This is a genomic window from Martinezella sp. CNPSo 3732 (assembly GCF_057784515.1).
In genome coordinates this window covers 1-20,897 of record NZ_JBXSOO010000026.1, presented here as the reverse complement: position 1 = coordinate 20,897, position 20,897 = coordinate 1, and the positions used below count along the sequence as shown (strand labels likewise).

Annotated in this window: 21 protein-coding genes; 19 read left to right on the top strand and 2 right to left on the bottom strand. The window is 59.9% G+C overall.

What is annotated here, in order from left to right; translation table 11 throughout:
• The 7 genes from AC13RM_RS28735 to AC13RM_RS28705 all read left to right on the top strand — a co-directional run bounded on the left by AC13RM_RS28735 (position 1) and on the right by AC13RM_RS28705 (position 6,836).
• A complete protein-coding gene (locus tag AC13RM_RS28735; RefSeq protein ID WP_285176527.1) occupies positions 1-1,098 on the top strand; it encodes an ABC transporter ATP-binding protein in 1,098 nt (365 codons plus the stop codon).
• 48 nt (positions 1,099-1,146) lie between these two features.
• Positions 1,147-2,319 carry an ABC transporter substrate-binding protein gene (locus tag AC13RM_RS28730; RefSeq protein WP_488555966.1) on the top strand — a complete coding sequence of 391 codons (1,173 nt, stop codon included), beginning with the start codon at positions 1,147-1,149 and terminating at the stop codon, positions 2,317-2,319.
• Between the two features lie 94 nt (positions 2,320-2,413).
• Positions 2,414-3,268: an ABC transporter permease gene (locus tag AC13RM_RS28725; RefSeq protein ID WP_488555965.1), complete on the top strand. Its 855-nt coding sequence runs from the start codon at positions 2,414-2,416 to the stop codon at positions 3,266-3,268.
• Positions 3,265-4,065, top strand: a complete 801-nt coding sequence (locus AC13RM_RS28720) for an ABC transporter permease (RefSeq protein ID WP_374818675.1) — start codon at positions 3,265-3,267, stop codon at positions 4,063-4,065. Before AC13RM_RS28725 ends, AC13RM_RS28720 begins: the two co-directional genes overlap by 4 nt.
• Before the next feature lie 94 nt (positions 4,066-4,159).
• Positions 4,160-4,348 carry a hypothetical protein gene (locus tag AC13RM_RS28715; protein ID WP_285176531.1) on the top strand — a complete coding sequence of 63 codons (189 nt, stop codon included), beginning with the start codon at positions 4,160-4,162 and terminating at the stop codon, positions 4,346-4,348.
• Between the two features lie 329 nt (positions 4,349-4,677).
• Positions 4,678-5,100 carry a TadE/TadG family type IV pilus assembly protein gene (locus AC13RM_RS28710; RefSeq protein ID WP_113228523.1) on the top strand — a complete coding sequence of 141 codons (423 nt, stop codon included), beginning with the start codon at positions 4,678-4,680 and terminating at the stop codon, positions 5,098-5,100.
• The gene (locus AC13RM_RS28705) at positions 5,100-6,836 is read left to right on the top strand and encodes a pilus assembly protein TadG-related protein (protein WP_440479162.1); all 1,737 of its coding nucleotides are present in this window, start codon (positions 5,100-5,102) and stop codon (positions 6,834-6,836) included. Before AC13RM_RS28710 ends, AC13RM_RS28705 begins: the two co-directional genes overlap by 1 nt.
• A 58-nt stretch (positions 6,837-6,894) precedes the next feature.
• Here AC13RM_RS28705 and AC13RM_RS28700 read toward each other — a convergent pair whose 3' ends face one another.
• Positions 6,895-7,803, bottom strand: coding sequence for a LysR family transcriptional regulator (locus tag AC13RM_RS28700; RefSeq protein WP_095437261.1), 909 nt, complete (start codon positions 7,801-7,803; stop codon positions 6,895-6,897).
• Positions 7,804-8,062: 259 nt separating this feature from the next.
• Here AC13RM_RS28700 and AC13RM_RS28695 point away from each other — a divergent pair, with 259 nt between their 5' ends.
• From AC13RM_RS28695 to AC13RM_RS28675, 5 genes are read left to right on the top strand one after another with little or no spacing between them, the layout of a single operon-like run.
• Complete coding sequence (locus tag AC13RM_RS28695) at positions 8,063-8,869, top strand: 5-oxoprolinase subunit PxpA (protein WP_488555964.1); 807 nt, start codon at positions 8,063-8,065, stop codon at positions 8,867-8,869.
• Positions 8,856-9,098, top strand: a complete 243-nt coding sequence (locus AC13RM_RS28690; RefSeq protein ID WP_285176534.1) for an acetyl-CoA carboxylase — start codon at positions 8,856-8,858, stop codon at positions 9,096-9,098. The genes AC13RM_RS28695 and AC13RM_RS28690 overlap by 14 nt, the downstream gene beginning before the upstream one ends.
• Positions 9,095-10,480, top strand: a complete 1,386-nt coding sequence (locus AC13RM_RS28685) for an acetyl-CoA carboxylase biotin carboxylase subunit (protein WP_488555963.1) — start codon at positions 9,095-9,097, stop codon at positions 10,478-10,480. The genes AC13RM_RS28690 and AC13RM_RS28685 overlap by 4 nt, the downstream gene beginning before the upstream one ends.
• Positions 10,480-11,355: a 5-oxoprolinase subunit B family protein gene (locus AC13RM_RS28680; protein ID WP_440479165.1), complete on the top strand. Its 876-nt coding sequence runs from the start codon at positions 10,480-10,482 to the stop codon at positions 11,353-11,355. Before AC13RM_RS28685 ends, AC13RM_RS28680 begins: the two co-directional genes overlap by 1 nt.
• Positions 11,345-12,316 (top strand): 5-oxoprolinase subunit C family protein, encoded by a 972-nt coding sequence (locus tag AC13RM_RS28675; protein WP_488555962.1) that lies wholly within the window; start codon positions 11,345-11,347, stop codon positions 12,314-12,316. Before AC13RM_RS28680 ends, AC13RM_RS28675 begins: the two co-directional genes overlap by 11 nt.
• A gap of 75 nt (positions 12,317-12,391) precedes the next feature.
• Here AC13RM_RS28675 and AC13RM_RS28670 read toward each other — a convergent pair whose 3' ends face one another.
• Entirely contained in the window at positions 12,392-13,402 is a 1,011-nt protein-coding gene (locus AC13RM_RS28670; RefSeq protein WP_440479199.1) for a GntR family transcriptional regulator, read from the bottom strand.
• Positions 13,403-13,955: 553 nt separating this feature from the next.
• Between AC13RM_RS28670 and AC13RM_RS28665 the strand changes: the two genes are divergently transcribed.
• The 7 genes from AC13RM_RS28665 to AC13RM_RS28635 all read left to right on the top strand — a co-directional run bounded on the left by AC13RM_RS28665 (position 13,956) and on the right by AC13RM_RS28635 (position 20,868).
• On the top strand, positions 13,956-15,029 hold the full coding sequence (locus AC13RM_RS28665) for an ABC transporter ATP-binding protein (RefSeq protein WP_440479167.1): 1,074 nt from the start codon (positions 13,956-13,958) through the stop codon (positions 15,027-15,029).
• Positions 15,030-15,077: 48 nt separating this feature from the next.
• Positions 15,078-15,977, top strand: coding sequence for an ABC transporter permease (locus tag AC13RM_RS28660; protein ID WP_440479168.1), 900 nt, complete (start codon positions 15,078-15,080; stop codon positions 15,975-15,977).
• 2 nt (positions 15,978-15,979) lie between these two features.
• Entirely contained in the window at positions 15,980-16,825 is an 846-nt protein-coding gene (locus AC13RM_RS28655) for an ABC transporter permease (protein WP_440479169.1), read from the top strand.
• Positions 16,825-17,577 carry an SDR family NAD(P)-dependent oxidoreductase gene (locus AC13RM_RS28650; protein WP_113228533.1) on the top strand — a complete coding sequence of 251 codons (753 nt, stop codon included), beginning with the start codon at positions 16,825-16,827 and terminating at the stop codon, positions 17,575-17,577. The genes AC13RM_RS28655 and AC13RM_RS28650 overlap by 1 nt, the downstream gene beginning before the upstream one ends.
• A gap of 13 nt (positions 17,578-17,590) precedes the next feature.
• Entirely contained in the window at positions 17,591-18,358 is a 768-nt protein-coding gene (locus AC13RM_RS28645; protein ID WP_440479170.1) for an SDR family NAD(P)-dependent oxidoreductase, read from the top strand.
• A 95-nt stretch (positions 18,359-18,453) separates the two neighbouring features.
• The gene (locus AC13RM_RS28640; protein ID WP_440479171.1) at positions 18,454-19,686 is read left to right on the top strand and encodes an ABC transporter substrate-binding protein; all 1,233 of its coding nucleotides are present in this window, start codon (positions 18,454-18,456) and stop codon (positions 19,684-19,686) included.
• Positions 19,687-19,764: 78 nt separating this feature from the next.
• Positions 19,765-20,868 (top strand): ABC transporter ATP-binding protein, encoded by a 1,104-nt coding sequence (locus AC13RM_RS28635; RefSeq protein ID WP_488555961.1) that lies wholly within the window; start codon positions 19,765-19,767, stop codon positions 20,866-20,868.
• Positions 20,869-20,897: the final 29 nt, after the last annotated feature.

The following is a 20,897-nucleotide window of genomic DNA, read 5'->3' as shown; positions in this document are numbered from 1 at the left end:
ATGGCGATAGCGATCGGTCTCGACCATATCGTCAGAAATTACGGGCCGACGCGCGCCGTCGACGACGTGACGCTCGACATCAGGGCAGGGGAGTTCTTTACGCTGCTCGGCTCGTCCGGTTGTGGTAAGAGTTCTCTATTGAAGCTGATAGGTGGCTTTGACAAGCCCACCTCGGGTCGTGTGCTTTTCGATGGAAGGGACATGGCCGATGTTCCGGCCAACCGCCGGCCGGTGAATACCGTATTCCAGTCGCTCGGGCTCTTTCCGCATATGAATGTCGCCCAGAATGTCGGCTATGGGCTGAAGTTGCGCGGGTTGTCTGGTGCCGCCTTGAAAAGCAAGGTCGATGGTGCATTGGACCTCGTCGAACTTTCGGGTTTTGCGGATCGTGACGTCAATCTTCTCTCAGGCGGCCAGCGCCAGCGCGTTGCGCTGGCTCGCGCGCTCGTCATGGAACCGGGCATTCTTCTGCTCGACGAACCCCTGACCGGGCTTGACGAACGTCTGCGTCAGCAGATGCGCGACGAATTCGGCCGCCTTCACAAGCGTACCGGAGCGACCTTCATTCTCGTCACCCACAATCAGGACGAGGCGCTCAGCCTTTCCGACCGGATGGCTGTCATGCACAAGGGGCGGATCGAGCAGACCGACGTGCCATCGCGTTTCTTCGAGGCGCCGGCCAATGCCTTCGTTGCCCGTTTTGTCGGCATCGATACGCTTCTGAGGCCCGAAAGCATCTCGATTGCCGACGGCAGGGCTCTCGTCATGATTGCTGGACAGCGCATCAGTGCGAGCGTGTCTGGAGCGGCGGCGCCGTCCGATGCGCTTGTCGCAATCCGCCCAGACCGAATTGAACTGCTCCCGGCTGCGGGAGAGGCCGCCGAAATAATTGAACTTAAGGTTGTCGAAAGCATCTATCGCGGACTCAGCCATGACGTTACGCTCGCTTTCGCCGACAGCCAGCGCGTGGTGTTAACGACTAGCGCGGACGCAGCTCCGCCCTTGCCGGGCGAAAGCGTGCGCGTGTGTCTGAAGCCGGGCGCTGCGCTCCTGATCGATCGTTCCGGAATACCGGCTCTGGCTGGAGGCGATGAGTAGAACCCGAATAGCTGACACAAGCGAAAAATGAGGGAAGGGAATGACACGATGACCAAGAGCAATAATCTCGTCTCCTCCGCCTTGAGGAGTAACATGCAGCGCCGTGACATGCTCAAGCTGATGGGTGCGGGTGCGGCCGCACTCACCGTCGGCGGGCTTTCTGCAACGAGTGCCATGGCTGATGATGCAACGGTTGCATTCTGGGGCACCGCCACGCTCGATATCGGCGACAAATGGCAGGAATTTACCCGCCAGAGTGGCGTTTCGCCAGAGTTTACCGATAACGGCAATGATGTCGGCCCGGTGGTCGCGCGCCTTGCCGCCGGCAATGCCAACGATCTCTTCGATGTCGGCGGTTTTCAGGGCGGCGCCGAGCGCGAGCTCGCCAAGCAGGGCCTGATTGCCCCATGGGACGTCTCCAAGATCTCGAATTTCGCCGGCATCTGGCAATGGGCCAAGGATATCCCGACCTTGACCTATGAGGGCAAGCAGTACGGCATTCCCACGGTCGTCAACGCTGACTCCATCATCTACCGCCCCGACAAGCTCGGCAAGGTCGACAGCTATGGCGTCATCTTCGATCCCAAGTTGAAGGGTCGGGTTGCGATGGAAGATGCGTGGATCAACAGCGCGATCTTCACCGCCATCTATCTGAAGGAAGCGGAAAACAAGCCGATCAAGGAGCCGGGCAATCTGACGGAATCCGAGCTCGGTCTCGTCATGGAGTTCCTGATCAAACACAAGAAGGATGGTCAGTTCCGTACCTTCTGGAACGGCTGGGAACAGGGCGTGCAACTGGTGGCGAACGAGGAAGTCGACGCCATGACCGGCTGGGAGCCGATCGTCTATGAAGGCCGCAAGCGCGGACTTCAGGTGGAGTATGCAGCTCCCGTCGAAGGCTACGAAGGCTGGGGCAACAATACGGTGCTGCTCAAGGGGGCCACGGAGCGCGGCAAGGCCGACGTCGCCCACAAGTTCGTCGATGGCCTGCTTGCTGGCCTCTACGGTTGCGAGCTGGGCAAGGCGCGCGGCTATCTCGTGCCGACCGACAACAACCTCGCCTACGCCAAGGCCCATCCGGATGAATACAAGGCCGATGATGTCGCCAAGCTTGCCGACCATGTGAAGGCCAAGTTCTCCGGAAAGGTCTACTGGCAGAATTGCCGCCCGGACAATTTCCAACTCTACGAGGAGTGGTGGCAGAAGCTGCGCAACGCCTGATTTGAAGTGATGGACCGGGGCTGGCGCATCTGTCGAGGGACAGGCCGGCCCCGAGCCGATGGGATCAACGCCGAGAGAGAAGGAGGATTAGACCATGAAGACACCAGTTCTGTTGCTGACCGCTCCGCTCGCGGCGATCATCGTGCTTGGCCTTGCGCCACTTGTTCTTGTCGTGGTCTGGAGTTTCTGCGCCTGGGATTCCGCCACCTACTGGATCAAGCCGGAATTCAGCCTCGCCGCTTACGGCGCGATTCTGGAGGCCGGGCGCTGGAGCGTGTTCCTGTCCACCCTTGGCAAGGCGTTCCTGACGTCAGCTATCTGCCTCGTCATTGCCTATCCCACCGCCTATGCAATGTACTTCCTGGCTGGGCGCACTTTGTCTGTCATGCTTGCGGCCCTGCTTACGATTCCGTTTTTCACGTCCTATCTCATTCGCTCCTTCTCTTGGCGGCTGCTTCTCGGCCGCACAGGCGTCATCAACACGCTTCTGCAGCAGGCCGGCATCACGGAGACGCCGCTCGACTGGCTGCTGTTCAGCGATTTCGCCGTCATCGTCGGACTGGTCGCCTCCTACCTGCCGTTCGCAACCTTCCCCATCCTGCTCTCCATGCGCCGCGTCGATCCGATCGCGCTGGCGGCATCGCGCGATCTCGGCGCCGGATTCTGGACGATGGTCCGCACCGTGCTGCTGCCGCTGACCTATTCCGGCGTCTTCGCCGGCTTCCTGTTCGTCTTCGTCATGGTTGCCGGCTCCTCGACGGAGGTGCAGATGCTCGGCGGTGCCGGCGCTTCAATCGTCTCGGTGATGATCAACGACGTCATGCGCGTCGCCAATTTTCCGCTCGCCTTTGCGATTTCGACGCTGATGCTCGTCATCGTCTTTGGGCTGGTGCTGATCGGGGACGCCCTATTCGGCCTCTCCTCGCTATTCGAGGAGCGAGACCAATGATCGGCAGGGAAGGAGCAACCCCGCGCATCGTCATCTGGGCGCTGACCATCTTCGGCCTCATGGTGATCTATGCGCCGCCGCTTTATCTGCTTGGTGTCTCGTTCAATCCGGCGCTGCAGCCGGGGCTGCCGCACTTTTCCGACATCACCCTGAAATGGTACCTCGCACTCGGCTCGGAAAGCGCACTGGTCGCCGCGCTCAGCCAGTCGATCGTCATCGCGCTTGCGACGGCTGTCATTGCAACGCTGCTGTCGCTCGGCGCGGCGCTGGCGCATCGCGAGCTTCATCGTGGACGCAGCCTGTGGTTTTTGACTGTGCTGCTGCCAATGTTCGTACCGGGCGTTATCCAGGGGCTGGCGCTATCGACGGTCATCAGCCGTGCCGGCGTGAAGGCATCGGCCTTGACTGTCATTGCCGGCCATCTTCTATGGGCGATGCCCTTCGCCTTCATCGTCATCCTGACGAGTTTTGCCGCGGTCAAGCGGACCTATTTGATGGCGGCGGACGATCTCGGTGCCGGACGCTTCCGGCAGTTCTGGGATATTACCCTGCCATTGATCCGGCCCGGCCTCGTCAGCGCCTTCATCTTTTCGTTCCTGCTATCCCTCAACGAATTCACGCGCGCCTTCTATCTGGCAGGCCGCCAGAACACCTTGCCGGTCGTGCTGTTCGGCAAGATGAATGCCGGCGCGTCGCCGACGATCTATGCGATGTCGGGCGCAATCTTCCTTGTTTCCAGCGTTTGCGTGGTGGCTGTGGCCCTGCGTTCGCTGCTCATGCAACGCCGTGTGGGGTGATCGATATGCAAAATGGACTGACGAGTCGCAAGTTCTGCCCGCCCTTAGACCTCCATCAACGGGAGTATAGAGGATGAAACAGGAGTCGAAACTGATGGCGCTGATCCGCGCTGGAAAGAGGCAAGAGGCGCTTGACATGGTCGAGCGGCTGAAAGCGGCGACGCAATTACCGCCGACGTCTATCAAGGTGGATCGGACAGGTGCCGTCACCTATTACAAAGGAAACCGCCGTTTCGTGAGAAACATCCAGGGCGGCTGGGATCTGGTGCCGAAGAAAAAGTAGATGTCTGCTGCCGATCTGGGCAGCGATCAGGCCGGCGCTTTCGAATGCGTGGCGCGGGCTAGAGGCAGCGGTTGGAAAGGAAGGATTTCCATCGACTGCAAATAGAAGGGGATGGTGCCGATATTGGGTTTGGCAAGCTTCTCATGCCCGGGATTTCGCCAAGAAAGTTATTCCTCAGTGGAATGGTGGTTTTAGCAAGTATTCGATATTTTTAAGATATAAATAATATTAGAAAGTACCTTATTTAGAAATATAAAATTAACGCCCGAAGCCTAAGGTCTCCTCGACTGTCATCGCGCAGATGAAGGTCGATTGAAGGAGACAGGACCATGTATCGTGTTTCTCATTTCAACAGGGAGAAAGAGGGCGCCGCAGCAGTCGAATTCGCTCTCATCGCGCCGCTTTTTTTCCTTCTGCTTCTCACGCTGGTTGCCTTTGCTATCTATCTTACCGCTGCTCATTCTCTGCAGCAATTGACGGCCGATGCTGCCCGCACGGCGATCGCCGGGTTGTCGGCGGACGAGCGAAGCCAGCTGGTTCGAAGCTTCGTCTCCAATTCGACGATCAATGACGCTTTCATCGACAAGAGCAAGCTGACGATAACCGTCGCCACCGACCCGACCAATGTCAATCAATTCACGGTCAGCGCCAGCTATGACGCGTCGGATCTTCCGATCTGGAACCTCTATACCTTTGCGATGCCGGATCAAACCATCCGCCGCTATTCGACCATTCGTCTCGGAGGTCTCTGATGCAGCGGCTTCTCGGTCGGCTCGCCTCTCTGCGGGACAGGCGAGGAAACGTCGCCGTCACGACTGCGCTGGTCTCGCCCCTCATCCTCTATTGCCTTGGCCTCGGCATCGATTATGGCATGATGACCCTGCAGCAACGGCGTCTGCAGCAGTTGAGCGACATTGGGGCGATATCGGCTGCTTCCGATATCGCAAATGCGCAGACTGCGCTTTTGAACAATCTCCGAAGCAATGGCACGACCGCAGCGGTTGCCTCCGGCAGCAACTATATGACGAGCAACGGGCTCGTCAACGCAGCTACGGCCAATTCCGGTCAATATGAGACCGTGGCCAATCTGGTCCTCGGCACCTACACGGCGGACACATCGATCCCGCTTGCAAACCGCTTCTCCTCTACGGGAACCTCGCCATATGATTCCGTCAAGGTGACACTGACCCAAAAGGCAGTGATGCCTTTCGCTTCCGCCTTTGCCACGCCGCCGACGCTCAGTGCGACGGGCACCGCATCCAGCGAGCGTCTGGCCGCCTTCTCGGTCGGATCGCGGCTTGCGAGCCTCAACGGCGGTATCCTGAACCAGCTCCTTGGCACGTTGCTGGGAACGCAGATCTCCCTAAAGGTCGCGGACTATCAGTCGCTCATAAGCGCGAATGTCAATCTTCTGAGCTTTCTCAACCTCCTGGCGACGGATCTCAAGCTTACCGGCGTGAGCTATAACCAGCTTCTGGCAACTGACGTCACCTACGACAAGATTCTCGGTGCTCTTGGCAAGTCGACCAATCTTTCGGCTGGAGTCGTCACCCTCATCAATAATCTCGGCAAGACGCTCGGCACGACGAAACTGACCGTCAAGCTGCAGGATATCGTGAATCTCGGTCCATTGGGGAGCAATGTCGTCGGCACCTCCCCCAATCTGACGGCCACTATGAATGTGCTGGATCTGATCTCGGCAACCGCAATGGCTGCCAACCAGCAAAAGCAGATCGCGCTCGATCTCGGGGCCGCTTTGCCAGGCGTTGCGACAGCAAAGCTGACGCTGGCGATCGGAGAAATGTCTCAGCAGACGCCGGCCCTTGCCGTGGGCGCGCCGGGCACGATTGTTCGCACGCCGCAGGTTCGTGCCGCGCTAGAAGTCGCCGTCACCGGCCTGTCCCTGATCGCCGGGCTAAAGCTCAGGGTGCCGCTCTATATCGAGCTTGCTCCCGCGGAAGCCAAACTTGCCTCTATCACCTGTGTCGGCGGCTCCATGCCGAACGCGGTCGTCGGGATAGACGCCGTGCCCGGTGTCGCCGAGGTAGATCTGGGCGATGTCAACACGTCTGCCTTCGTAAACTTCGGCTCCGAGCCGCGGGTGACGCCGGCTGCGATCATCGATTCCCTCCTTCTCAAAGTGATTGCGAGCGCGCAGGTCGATATCGCCAATATGAGCCCGACACGATTGAATTTTCAGCCTTCGGAGATCTCGGCAGGTACGATCAAGACGGTCTCAACCAGTACCGTCCTGACGTCTACGGTCTCGTCGCTTCTGAAAAACGCGACCATCACCATTCAATTGCTCATCTTGACCATTGGTACGCCGTCGGGGGTGCTTTCGGCCGTTGCCGATACGCTATCGGTCATGACCGCGCCGCTCGATCAGGTTCTGTACGGCCTGCTTGGCCTCCTCGGTCTTGGTATCGGGCAAGCCGACGTGAGTGTTACCGACGCAAGATGCACGCAGCCTGTGCTGGTACAGTAATGGCCTCCTTGAGATCCCATGTAGTCGAGCGAGAAAGCCGGGTTGCCGACCAATCGGATCAGGAGTTCGTACCCGGCAGGCTGTAGGCCTGCTGGAAATAACGCCTGAAGGCGAGCATGGGCTGACTGAATTCGACATTGGCGCGCCAGGCCAGCCCCACATCCATGGGCGGAACCGGATCCTGAATGTTGACGGTCTCGATGCGCCTTCCCTCCAGCGACCAGGGGCGGTGCACCATGTCCGACAAAATGGCGACGCCGAGGCCATTTGCCACCATCGATCTGACGGCTTCGATCGAACTGGTCCTCAGGAGCACCTTTGGTTGATAAGGGCTCCGGCTCCAGTAGCGCAGCGAAGAATGTGCCGCCTCATCGACCGTCAGCATGATGTAGGGCTCTTCGGCGATTTCACGCAGGCCGATGCCGTCGCGCCGTTGCAGGTCGTGGCCGGCTGGCAGCCAGAGTCGCCTGACCGAACTTAGAAGCGTTTCGGTCATCAGCATCGGATTGAGGATGTTGGAAGTCAGCAAGACCGAGATGTCGTAGCGATTGCTCAGCAAGCCTTCCTCGATCGACTCGCGATTGACTTCGTAGAGCTGGATTTTCAGCTTCGGATAGAGGCGGCGGATACGCTCGATATGCATCGGCAGGAAATAGCCGATGACGGTATAGGTCGCTGCGACGACGAGTTCGCCTTCGATGTCGCTGCTGACGAGGTTGAGATGGGTCGCCTCGTCAACCTTCGCCAGGATCTCATAGGCATGGGACAGGAATTGCCGGCCCGCTGTCGTCAGGTCCATGCCCTGTGGCGTACGATTGAACAGAGAGACGCCGACCGTGAGTTCGAGATCCTTGATTGCCGCAGTCACGGCCGATTGTGAGATCGACAGGCTGACGGCCGCATGCGAGATCTGTCCATATTCCGCCGTTGCGACGAAGTAGCGAAGCTGGCGCAGGCTCAAACTCATGAGGTTTTTCCCATCTATTTATCTGAAAACATCTGCTGCGATTCAGATTTCATGGATCTAAAACGAGCTGATTTTCGATAAAACCGTACGCAAATTTAATATGCAGTTGATATTGCAGGATATTTTCTGACGCTATTTTAAGCATAGATATCAGTTTATCAGATATCATGGCTTTGAAAATTGTATTTTTCAAAAGCAGCCTTTGCCTCTAGCGTTCACATGTCGGTCCCGATCGGGGCGCAGGTGCGAGGGAAGGCATTTGAAGGAAGCTGTCGATATCAACTGCGACATGGGGGAGGCCTTCGGCCGGTGGCGGATCGGCGATACGCATGACGAGGAGCTTATCTCTCTCATCAGTTCGGCCAATATTGCCACCGGGTTTCACGCCGGCGATCCTAATCTGATGGATGAGACCGTGCGGATGGCAGCCGCGCACGGGGTCGGCGTCGGAGTTCATCCCGGCTATAACGATCTCCAGGGTTTCGGACGACGCAAGATCAACGGCACCAGCCGCGAGATCGTCAACGATCTGATCTATCAGGTCGGTGCGCTACGTGAATTTGCCAGACGCCATGGCGTGCCTGTCCAGCACGTGAAGCCGCATGGTGCTCTCTATATGGAATTGGCGGCGAATGTAGATCTCTCGCAGATCTTCATCCAATATATGCGCACCGTCGCACCGAACATGCTCGTCTTCTGCATGGACGGCTCTGCGACCTGCCTCGCTGCTGAGGAGGCGGGCCAGCCTGTCGTGCGCGAGTTCTATGCCGATCGCGATTATGGCGATACGGGCTGGATCGTCTTTACCCGAGATGCCGGTCGTCCCGATCCCAAGGCAATTGCCCGCAAGGTCGTGAGAGCCTGCACCGAAGGCGTCGTGCGTACCGTGAATGGCGCAGATATTCCGATCGCCTTCGATTCCATCTGTTTTCATTCCGATACTTTGGGTGCGCTCGATATCGCGCGCCACATGCGCGAAGCCCTCGTTTCCGAGGGTATCAGGATTGCACCCGTTTCACAGATTTTGAACAACGACGCAGCGCGGAGGTCCCATGAGCAAGCTTGAGATCAGATCACCCCTTCCGGGAACCTTCTACCGGGCTTCCTCTCCGGACACGCCTCCCTTCAAGGCCGATGGTGATGCCGTTGCCGCCGGTGATACGATCGGCCTTATCGAAGTCATGAAAACCTTCCAGCAGGTCCCGGCCGGGCTCGACGGCAAGAACATAACCTTCCTCGTCGACAATGAAGAGCCCGTCATGGCCGGACAAATCATCGCGGAGGTGGACCCATGACGATCCGCTCGGTTCTGATCGCCAATCGCGGCGAAATCGCCGTCAGGATCATAAAGGCCGCCAAAGCGCTCGGCATTCGCACCGTGCAGGTCCATAGCGCTGCGGATGCCGATATGCTTGCAGTGAAGCTCGCGGATGAGGCAATCAATATCGGCTCGCCAGCTCCTAAAAAATCCTATCTGAACATCGAAGCCATCATCGCGGCTGCGCGAGCGGCCGGTGTCGATGCCATCCATCCGGGATACGGGTTTCTGTCGGAGAATGGAGATTTCGCCGATGCCGTGGCGGCGGCGGGCATGATCTTCATCGGACCGAGCGGCGAGGCCATCCGATTGCTTGGCGACAAGGTGGCGGCCCGCGAAATTGCGAAACGGGCGGGTGTTCCGACGGTTCCCGGAAGTGATGGCCGTGTGGCGGATATTGCTGCCGCCGAGGTGATTGCCGAGCGCATCGGCTTTCCCATCATGATCAAGGCGGCAGCCGGTGGCGGCGGGCGCGGCATCCGCATCGTGCAGTCGCTCGCCGAGCTCAGGGAGCAGTTTCCACTTGCCTCGGCGGAGGCGTCCGCCGCTTTCGGCGATGGCGGCCTCTACATGGAGAAGGTCATCACCCGCGCCCGGCATATCGAGGTGCAGATTTTCGGCGACGGGCGGAATTTCGTGCATTGTTTCGAACGCGAATGCTCGCTGCAGCGCCGCCGCCAGAAGGTGTGGGAGGAAGCGCAGGCTTTTCTGCTTCCCGATGAGATCAGGCAGCGCCTCTGCGCCAGCGCCGTCGCGCTTGCGGCGGAAGTCGGTTATCGCGGCGCAGGCACCGTCGAATATCTCTACGACGAGGATAGCAGGCAGTTCTATTTCATCGAAGTGAACACGCGCATCCAGGTCGAACACCCGGTGACCGAAATGATTACCGGCATCGATCTGGTACAGGAGATGTTCAAGGTGGCCGGCGGCGCTCCCCTGTCGCTGTCGCAATCCGATATTCGGACGCGCGGCCATGCCATCGAGTGCCGCATCAATGCCGAAGACTCGGCCAAGGGCTTTCTGCCGGCGCCCGGCACCGTGACGCGGCTTTCCGTTCCGGAGGGCGAGGGCATCCGCTTCGATACGATGCTTTATGCAGGCTATACCGTGCCACCCTTCTACGACTCTCTGCTCGGTAAGCTGATCGTCTGGGCCGAGGATCGCGATACCTGCCTGGATAGGTTGGCCAGCGCTCTTTCCAATCTGACGATCGAAGGCTTGCCGACGACGATCCCGCTGCACCTGGCGCTCGCGCGCGACCCATCGGTGCGCAAGGGAGCATTCCATACGCGTTTTCTCGAATCCTGGCTGGAGACCGATTTTGCCGCGGTTGACGGCGTATCGGCGGAGGTTGCCTGATGCCAACTCGCTTTACATTCGGAGGTGACGAGCATCTCTTCGTCGAATGCAGCGACGAGATGTCTCTCGAAGCCTTCTTCAAAAGCCTGTCGATGGCCAAGGGTGTCCGCGAGAGCGCCATCAACGGCGTCACCGAAATCTGCCCCGCCAATGCCTCCTTCCAGATCAAGTTCGATCCCGACATAATCAAGCCGGACGATCTCCTGCGCGAGGTCAAGGCAATCGAGGGCGCGGCTGAAAAGGCGGAGCCGGTCATTACCACCCGCATCGTCGAAATCCCGGTTTTCTACAATGATCCCTGGACGCATGAGACGCTGATGCGTTTCCGCGAGCGGCATCAGGAGCCAACAGGCACCGATCTCGACTATGCCGCCAGGATCAACGGCTATGACGCGGTGAAGGATTTCATCTCGGCCCATGCCGGGTCGCCATGGTTCGTCTCCATGGTCGGCTTCGTCGCCGGCCTGCCCTTCATGTATCAGATGGTGGAGCGGCAGCGGCAGATCGAGGTGCCGAAATATCTGCGCCCACGCACCGACACGCCGCGGCTGACTGTGGGACATGGCGGCTGCTTCGGCTGCATCTATTCGGTGCGCGGGGCAGGCGGCTATCAGATGTTCGGCATCACGCCGATGCCGATCTTCGACCCCACGCAATCGACAAGCTACCTGCGCGATTTCATGGTGTTCTTCCGCCCCGGCGACATTGTGAAATTCCGGCCTATCGATCGCGACGGTTACGACCAGGCGGTCGAGGATGTCGACAAGGGCCGCTTCGCGCCGCCAATCCGCGAGGTCAGCTTCGATCTTAGGCAATACCAGGCCGATATCGACGGCTACAACGCCAAGCTGGAGGGCGCGCTGCATGGCCATTAAGGTTCTTCATCACGGCCTTTCCACTACGATTCAGGATCTCGGACGGCCCGGCTATTTCCATCTCGGCATTCCCGTTGGCGGCGCCATGGATCGCTATGCGATGCGAGCGGCAAATCTCCTCGTCGGCAATGATGAGGGTGCGGCCGGGCTCGAAGCCGTCTTCATGGGACCTAAGCTCGAATTTCTCGCCGATGCCCTGATTGCCGTTACCGGTGCGGACATGCCCGTCAGGATCGACGGCGAGGTGCAGCCGGGATGGACGGCGCTCAAGGTCAGGGCAGGGCAGACCGTAAGCTTTGACTTTCTGAAATCCGGGGCGCGGATCTGCATTGCGGTGTCTGGCGGCATCGACGTACCCGAAGCGCTGGGTAGCCGATCGACCTATGTGATCGGCGCGCTCGGCGGCCTTGACGGCAAGGCTATCGCTACCGGAGATGAGCTCCCCGTTGGCTCCGGCTCCCTGGATAGCGCGGGCAGATCCGTTGCCGAGGACCTACGACGCAAGCCGGGTACACCGGCCGAGCTCCGGGTTTTGCCGGGGCTCTACTGGGATCGTTTGACCGAACAGACGAAGAGCAACTTCTTTGCCGACCAATGGAAAGTGGCGCCGGAAGCCGATCGCATGGGGTATCGCTTCCGCGGCGGCCGCAAGCTTGAATTCGTTGAGCGTAAGCAGCCCTTCGGCGCAGGCTCGGATCCGTCGAATATAGTCGACAGCTGCTATCCCTATGGCTCCATCCAGGTGCCGGGCGGAACGGAGCCGATCATCCTGCATCGCGATGCCGTCTCCGGCGGCGGCTATTTCATGCTGGGAACGGTGATCTCGGCCGACATGGATCTGATCGCCCAACTGCAGCCGCATATGCCGACGCAATTCGTGGAGGTGACCATGGATCAGGCGCTGGCGGCGCGGGCGGACCGGCAGGCATTGCTTGCGCGCCTTCGCGCTGCTCTGGCGTAAGGGATTAAGTGGATGGCTGGCCCTTCGATCCCCCATTTCCGGCACAGATGGAATTGGTCAGGGATCGCCCGCGTCTCATTCGAGAACGCGGGTGAGATAAGCGGCCGTCACGCCGGGGCCTGGGATGATCGCGACGATTTTCATCTGCGCGATCGTGCGGTCGACCGAGGCTTCGAGATGGTTCTCCATCATCGCCGCCGCCGCTTTGACGGCACCTCGCAGCAGCAGTTCTGCGATCAGGCGCAGTTCCGTGATGATGGCGGGATCGCCGGGCAGGCCGAGGCGTCGCAGCAATCTTTCCGTCGCAGTGACAGGCAGCAGATTGTTGCGAATGGATTCCTTCAGCCGCTCGTTCGGCGTCGCGAGAATGCAAATCTCGATGAAGTCGGCATGGATGGCTTCCAGCGCCGCAAGGTGGTCGGCCGGTTCGTGCTGCTCGAGATCGGAGAGGCGCTGGAACAGATCGTTCAACCGTTCCCGATCGACCCGGCTGGCTCCCGCGACCAGCGCCTGCGGTTCCAGTATGCCGCGCAGGCCGTAATGATCCTTGATCATCTGCGCCGTCAGCGGGCCGGCGATCCAGTGGGACGATTGGTTCTTGCGCACGAGACCGCGCTCGCGCAGCCGCGTCAGCACATCGCGCACGACGGTACGGCTGACGTTGAAATGGTCGGCGAGCTCGATCTCGATAATGCGATACTGGCCGAAGACGACGCAGCCGGCGACATCGGCCTCGACAGTATTGTAGATGCGCTCCCAGGAGGCGCGGCTCTGCAGGGCTTCGTCCGCGTGGCGCGGAATGGTCAGGCCGAGGGTCTTGATATCGGTGCGCTTCGGCTCGATGCCCTGACCAGCGGGACCGACGAGATAGCCGCGTCCGTTGAAGCGATGCACCAGTCCTTCGCTCTCCAGCGTCTGCAGCGCCCTCTGCACGGGCGCACGCGAAATCTGCAGGATATCGGCGATCGGCCCTTCGAGCAGGACCACGCCGCGCGGCAGCGTGTTGTCCTCGATATTGCCACGCAGAACATCCTCGGCGATCTCGTAACGCTTTTGCGCATTCGGGCGCGCATGGTTTTCGGTCATCTGATGCAATGGACTCATGTCGTTCTGATGCCTCACTCTTACGCGTTTTGTCATTCTAACATAGCGCAAAAATAAATGACTATTGAATACAAAATATGTTTTCTGCTCCCAGATGCAGTGAATCTCTTTTCGCTGATTGTTGACGCGTAGCGCAGCGATTGGCGCTATTTGCTGAATGATACCGGTGCGGCACGCCACGTTGTGGCGGCTGCAGCAACCATTTTGCCACCAATTCTATGGGTAGGGCAGGGGTGCCCGTCGATATCGCCGCCTTTCGCCAGTTGTCCCTCAATCGATCGTTACTTCGCGGTTCGACATTTTCTAGAAAAGTCTATTGAATACAAAAATCATTTATGTAATGCTCTGAACATCAAGACGCTCGTCAGAAGCGTCGCAGGTGGAACTCTTTGAAACGCCAAGGAACATCTCTTTGACGCGCATGTGATCATGCGCGAATGCAGGCTGACGTCTGACCGTTCGGATCAATGTGATCCAGGCGAAAGCGGAGCTTTGCCCGAAGGATGGTCCTTGCCTTGAAACTGGTGGGAATTCGGTGTCGACCGTTCTTCAGCTTAGCCAAGTCACCAAGTCCTACGGCGCGTCAGCCGCATTGGACAGGGTAGATTTCTCTTTGCCCGACAATGCCTATATTTCGTTGCTTGGCCCCAGCGGTTCCGGCAAGACGACGCTGCTGCGCGTCATTGCCGGCTTCGAGGAGCCGGATGCCGGTTCGCTCCTTTTCCATGGCAAACGGCTCGATGGCGTGGAGCCGCATGACCGCGGCATCGGCTTCGTTTTTCAGAACTTCGCTCTGTTTCCGCATCTTTCCGTTGCCGAGAACGTCTCCTTCGGCCTGCGCAATCGGAAGGTCGATCCGGTGACGGATGCGCGCGTCCTGGCAAAGAGGGTTCAAGATATACTGTCGCTGGTCGGTCTCAAGGGATTTGACGATCGCGCGGTGACGCAGATTTCCGGTGGCCAGCGCCAGCGCGTCGCCTTGGCACGCACACTGGTGACGGAGCCGAAGATGGTGCTGCTGGACGAGCCGCTCGGCGCGCTCGATGCCAATCTGCGGGGCCGCATGCGAAGCGAGCTCAAGATCATCCGCGAACGCTGCGGCGTAACCTTCCTGCATGTTACTGGCAGCGAGAGCGAAGCCTTGGCGATGGGGGACCTAGTGCTTGTTCTCGATCGTGGCCGCATCGCGCAGGCCGCCGCTTCGGATGTCCTCTACAATAGCCCGGCAACGGCCTCGGTCGCCCGCTTTCTCAATTGCTATAACCTCTTTGCCGGCGATGTGGTCGCGGATGCTTTCGTCGGACCGGCCGGTCGTTTCCCTCTGAATGGTTCGCGCCGAAAGGCACCGCAGCCAGCCTATGCGATCCGCTATGACCGCGTTTCGATCCGCTCCCGCGATGCGGTGCTATCGGATGACGAAGTGCGCATCGAGGCGGATTTCATCGCCAGCGAATATTCCGGCGCAGCGGTCAATTCCTTCTTTGCGCTCGATGGCGGCCAGGTCTTCGAGGTCGAATCCCATCTGAGCCACGCCCGTCCGCCGGCCTTTGTCGAAAAGGACCGCTATGCGCTCGTCTGGAAGAAGGAGGATGCCCTTGTTTTCGGCTGATGTGAACCCTTCGAACCCTTCCACCGGACCCTCCAAGGAGAGCGAGAGATGACCATGGTCGCGACATCAGAGGAAGCCGTGCAGGAAAGCGCAACCGTGCGCCGGAAATCGAACAAGACGCTCTGGCTTCTGGCGCCGGGCATGATCTGGATGGTCGCCTTCCTCGTCCTGCCGATGCTGATGATGGTCTATGTTTCCTTTTGGACGCAGACGACCTTCAAGATCGAACCGACACTGACCCTGCAGAGCTGGGTCACCTTTCTGACAAGCTCTACCTATCTCGGGGCGCTCTGGACGACGATCCGCATCTGGCTGCTTGTGCTTCTGTCGACGCTTATCGTCGGCTATCCGGCAGCGCTCTTCGTCGGCCTTCTCATCAAAAACAAGACGCTGCAGACCGTGTTGCTCGTACTCTGCGTCATCCCGTTTTGGACGTCCTTCCTGATCCGAGTTCTCGCCTGGCGGCCGATGCTCGGCACCGAAGGTGCCATCAACATGATCCTGATGAATCTGGGCGTTATTCGGCAGCCAATCGAGGTACTGCTGTTTTCAGAACTGTCCGTCATCATCGGCATGACCCAGATCTACTGCGTCTTCATGGTCGGGCCGATCGCCTTCATGATGGGTCGCATCGACGCCTCGGTCATCGAGGCTGCTCAGGATCTCGGTGCGGGCTTCTGGCGCATCTTCCGCACCATCATCCTGCCCCTGTCCATGCCTGGCGTGGTCGTCGGCGCGATCTTCGTTTCCGTCATGGTTCTCGGTGAATTCGCAACGTCCGCCGCCCTCTCCGGCCGCAAGGTCAATCTCCTCGGCAATATCATCGTAACCCAGGTCGGCTCGTTGAAATGGGCTTTTGCCGCCGTTGCCGGCGTTGTGCTGACGATCATCATGGGCGCTGTTGTCGCAGCCCTGCTCAAGGTCGTCGACCTCAGAAAGGAGCTCTGATCATGAATGCTGGTGGCATCAAGCTCGGCCTGGGCGTCTACACGGCCCTCTTCTTGATCTTCCTCTATGGACCGCTCGTCGTCCTGGCGATCCTGTCGTTCCAGACCGGTCCGGAGGGTGGTCCGCAATTTCCGATCATCGAATGGTCGACCTATTGGTATCGGCATCTCTTCGGCCTGACGCCGCCGTCGCGCATCGCGCCCCTGCCAATCGACCAGGCGCTGATCCGCTCGCTTTTTCTGGCGCTGATGACCATGATCGTCTCGACCGTGCTCGGCGTCATGTCAGCGCAGGCCTTTCGCCGCAAGTTCCGCGGCTCTGGCGTCGCCTTCTATCTGATCGTTCTCGGCATGATGGTGCCGGGCGTGCTCGTCGGCCTCGGCATGGCGCTCGTCGCCAATGCCTTCGGCATCGACCGTCACTGGTGGAGCACGGCCTTCGTTCTGCATGTCGTCTACACCTTCCCGTTTGCCTTTCTGGTCATGCTCGCGATCTTCAACAGGTTCGATCCGAGCATGGAGGAAGCCTCCTGGTCGCTCGGCGTTACCCCCGCGCGCACCTTCCGCAAGGTCACGTTCCCGCTGATCTTCCCTGGCGTGCTTTCGGCGATGCTCTTTGCCTTCACGCTCTCCTATGACGAGTTCTCACGCACCCTGTTTGCTTCCGGCCGCGAGCTGACCTTGCCGCTTGCTATCTACGGCACCTTCTCCGTCGAGGTGCATCCGAACGTCTTTGCCTTCGGGGTGCTGACGACGCTGTTTTCCTTCGCACTTCTCGGCACCTACGCGATCCTGATGGGCCTCTCGGTGCGGCGGGCTAAGCGCGTCCGCATTCAGGAGGACGCATGATGGCTGAGAAGGCTTTCGCCCCGATCTCCGCCATTGTCACCGGCGCCGGCTCCGGTATCGGCCGCGCCATTGCACTGCGCCTCGGTGCTGATGGTTATGCTGTGCTAGTCAATGACCTCTCAGTTGAGCGAGCCGAGGCAGTCGCCTCGGAGATCAACAAGGCGGGCGGTGCGGCGACCGCGATCGCCGGCGACGTTGCTAGTCCCGAGGATGTGGCGGCGATCCATGCCGCTGCCAAGGCCTCGCATGGCGATGTCGCCCTTCTTGTCAACAATGCCGGTATCGCGCATCAGGCAGCCTTCGAGAACCTCGAGCTGGAGGATTTCGACCGGATGTTTGCGGTGCATGTGCGCGGCACCTTCCTGGTGACCAAGGCCGTCTTGCCGTCGATGCTGGCGCGCGGCGAGGGTGTCATCGTCAACGTCGCTTCCCAGCTGGGACAGATCGGCGGCATCGAGCTTGTTCATTATTCTGGCGCCAAGGCCGCGATCATCGGCATGACGAAGGCACTCGCTCGCGAGGTCTCGAGCCGGGGCGTGCGGGTCAATGCCGTAGCGCCGGGACCGATCAACACGCCGCTGGTGCGCGGTCTTTCCGAAGAATGGCGCGAACGCAAGAAGCGCGAATTGCCGCTCGGCCGCTTCGGCGAGCCGGAAGAAGTGGCCGCGACCGTGGCGTTTCTGGCCTCGCCGGCCGCGAGCCTTTTCGTCGGCCAGACGCTCGGGCCGAATTCCGGCGATGTGATGCTCTGAAGGAGACAAGCAGATGGATTGTGCAGAGAAGCGGGTCGTCATCGTCACGGGTGCGGGCATCGGTATCGGCCAGGCGACAGCAAAGGCGTTTGCGGCGCTCGGCGACCATGTCGTCGTCACCGATATCCTCGAGAAGGAAGGTGAGCAGACGGTTCATGACATTCTCACCGCCGGCGGCTCGGCAGAGTTTCATCTTTACGACGTGCGCTCGACGGAAGCCGCAAACCGGCTGGTCGCGCATGTAGAGGCACGCTTCGGCAGGATCGACATCATCGTTGCCAATGCCGGCATCGCCCATCGCACGCCGCTGGGCGAGCTCACCGACGACAAATGGGACCTGACCATGGATATCGATCTGAAGGGCATCTTCAAGCTGGTGCGTGCCGCCATACCCGGCATGCGTACCCGCAGATCCGGAAGCATTGTCGCGCTCTCCTCGATCATGGGCGTCGCCTATGGATGGGACGAGCATGTCCATTATTCGGCGGCAAAATCCGGGGTCGTCGGGCTGGTGCGGGGGCTCGCCGTCGAGCTGGCGAAGGACGGCATCAGGGTCAACGGCATTGCCCCGGGCTATATCCGCACGGCTCAGCTCCTTTCGGAAGAGAATTCGCTCGGCCCTGCGGGCGCGGAAAAGGCGGCTGAGTTCATCCCGATGGGCCGGCTCGGTGAGCCGGAAGACATCGCCGACGTGATCGCATTTCTCGCGTCAAACGGCGCGAGATACATGACCGGCCAAGTTTTGGTCGTGGATGGTGGCCTCCTCGTGGGGCGGTACTGATCGCCCCCGGTCCGGCAACGGCCGGGCAGGGCGATACGGCAATAAGCAGGCCCACCAAGGGCTCAGGGAACAGCAATCAGCACTGGAGAACAAAAATGTCCAAAATGGAAATGAACAGACGCTCTCTGTTGAAGCATTCCGCCGGCGTCATGGCGCTTGCGATCGGCGGCGGCACGCCGTTCCTGTCATCGCGAGCGGCCTACGCACAGGCTGCCAATCTCGCCAAGGAGCAGTTGCGCACCATCGGTCTTTCGGTCACGGTCCAGGAGCGTATCCTCGATGAATTCCGCAAGGTGAGCGGTGTCGGGCAGACTTCCGGCACGGCAGCGACCTTTCCTGACGCGCAGACCAAGATCCTGTCCGGTTCCAAGGATTACGATTGCTGGGAAATCATCGGCGAGCGCCTGCCGTCGATCGTCATGACCAACAATGTCGAGCCGGTTCCGGCCGCCTCCCTGATGAACTGGGCCAATATCCGCGAGACTTTCACCACACCCTCCGACAAGTGGGAGCCGAAGCAGCAGATCGTCGGCCAGATCTGGGCCGATGACGCCAAGACCACGCTGAACATGGTGCCTGCGGTCTACAATTACGATTCCATCGGCTACAATCCGGACGTTCTCTCCGCCGAGGAAGCCAACACCTGGTCGGCGATCTTCGATCCGAAGTGGAAGGGCAAGTCCGGTCTCAATACCGATCCTCTGATCGCCTTCGGCCAGGCCATCATGGCGATGAATACGCTTGGCCTCCTGAACGTGAAGAATCCCGGCAACCCGAGCACGGCCGAAATCGACGAGGCGGCGAAGTTCCTCGTTTCGAAGAAGAAGGACGGGCAGTTCCGCGCGCTGTGGGGCGATTTCGGCGAGCTGGTCAACCTGATGGCATCGGGCGAGATGGTCGTCTGCGACGCCTGGCAGCCAGCCGTCATGGCGGTCAAGGCCCAGGGCAAGGCGTGCAAATATGCCGTGCCGAAGGAAGGTTATCGCGGCTGGGCGATCGGCCCGTCGATGATCGCGGGCACGCCGAACAAGGATGCCGTGATCGCCTATGCCGATTACTGGCTTTCGGGCGAACCCGGCATCACCGTTTCCGAGCAGGGCTATTACTCACCGTCGACCAATATCCAGAAGGTCATGGCTCCGGACAAATATGCCTTCTGGTACGAGGGCAAGCCGTGGGTCGGCGCTGCCGAGCGCGGCATCAAGGAAGGCGACCTGCGCGATGGCGGCTCGCTGGCGGAACGCGCCAAGAACGTCGCCTACTGGCATCAGTGGCCGGATGAATACGACCACCTTGTCCAGAAGTGGGATGAATTCCTCAATGCGTAATGAGGCGGCGCCAGCCACCCATTTTCGGTTCAGCGGGGAGGCGATGTCCGCCTCCTCGTCCACGCCCGGAGATCTCTCATGATATATGATTTGGAACTCATCGATGTCGGCAAGGTCTATGACAATGGCACGCCCGCCGTCATCGACTTCAATCTGTCGATCAGGAAGGGCGAATTCATAGCCTTCCTCGGTCCGTCGGGCTGCGGTAAAACGACGACGCTTCGCATGATCGCAGGCTTCGAAAGCATTTCCTCCGGCGACATGATGATCAAGGGCGAGCGCATGAACGATGTCAGGCCGCAGCAGCGGCCGACATCGATGATCTTCCAGAACTATGCTTTGTTCCCACATATGACCGTCCGCCGGAATGTCGGATATGGTCTCGAGGTCAAGGGCATGGCGAAGGCCGAGCGGGAGGCGCGGGTCGATCGTATCCTCGCGACACTTGGGCTGGAGGATATTGCCGAGCGGAAGCCGGACAAGCTCTCGGGCGGTCAGCGTCAACGTATTGCGCTTGCCCGCGGCCTCGTGGTCGAGCCGGATGTACTGCTTCTCGACGAGCCGCTGGGCGCGCTCGATGCCAATCTGCGCAAGGCGATCCAGAATGAGCTGAAGCTACTGCAGAAGAAGCTTGGCGTGACTTTCGTCTTCGTTACCCATGCCCAGTCCGAGGCGCTGGCGCTGTCCGACCGCATTGTCGTCATGAACCAGGGCAGGGTGGAGCAGATCAGTCCGCCCGCTCAGCTCTACACGCGTCCAAACACGCCATTCGTGGCGCAGTTCATCGGCCGCAATACCATCTTCGAAGGCGAGGTCGCCGGCACCGGCGCCGACAACACTTTTGTCTCCACCGCGTTTGGCACGCTGTCGGGCTTAGCCAATGGCGGCCTCTCCAGCAAGGTCAACATCGTCATTCCTTCGGAGGCGATCGAGGTTCACGCGGCGGGCGGCTCTGCACGCGAGAATCTCGCGCGGGCTTTCGGCGGCAATGTGGTTGGCGCACGCGTCGAGCGCTTCGACGTGGTCGGCCATATCTCGCAAATCGGCATCAGCCTGCCCGATGGCCGAGGCCTGGCGCTGGAAGCGCATATCGACAAATACCGGCCCGGCGCCTTTCCCCCAGGCGCCGAGGTCATGCTTACCTGGGATCCGGCCGACGCGACCGTCATCCCGGCTCATTGATTACAGAAAACTCAAATTGAAGGAGGTCA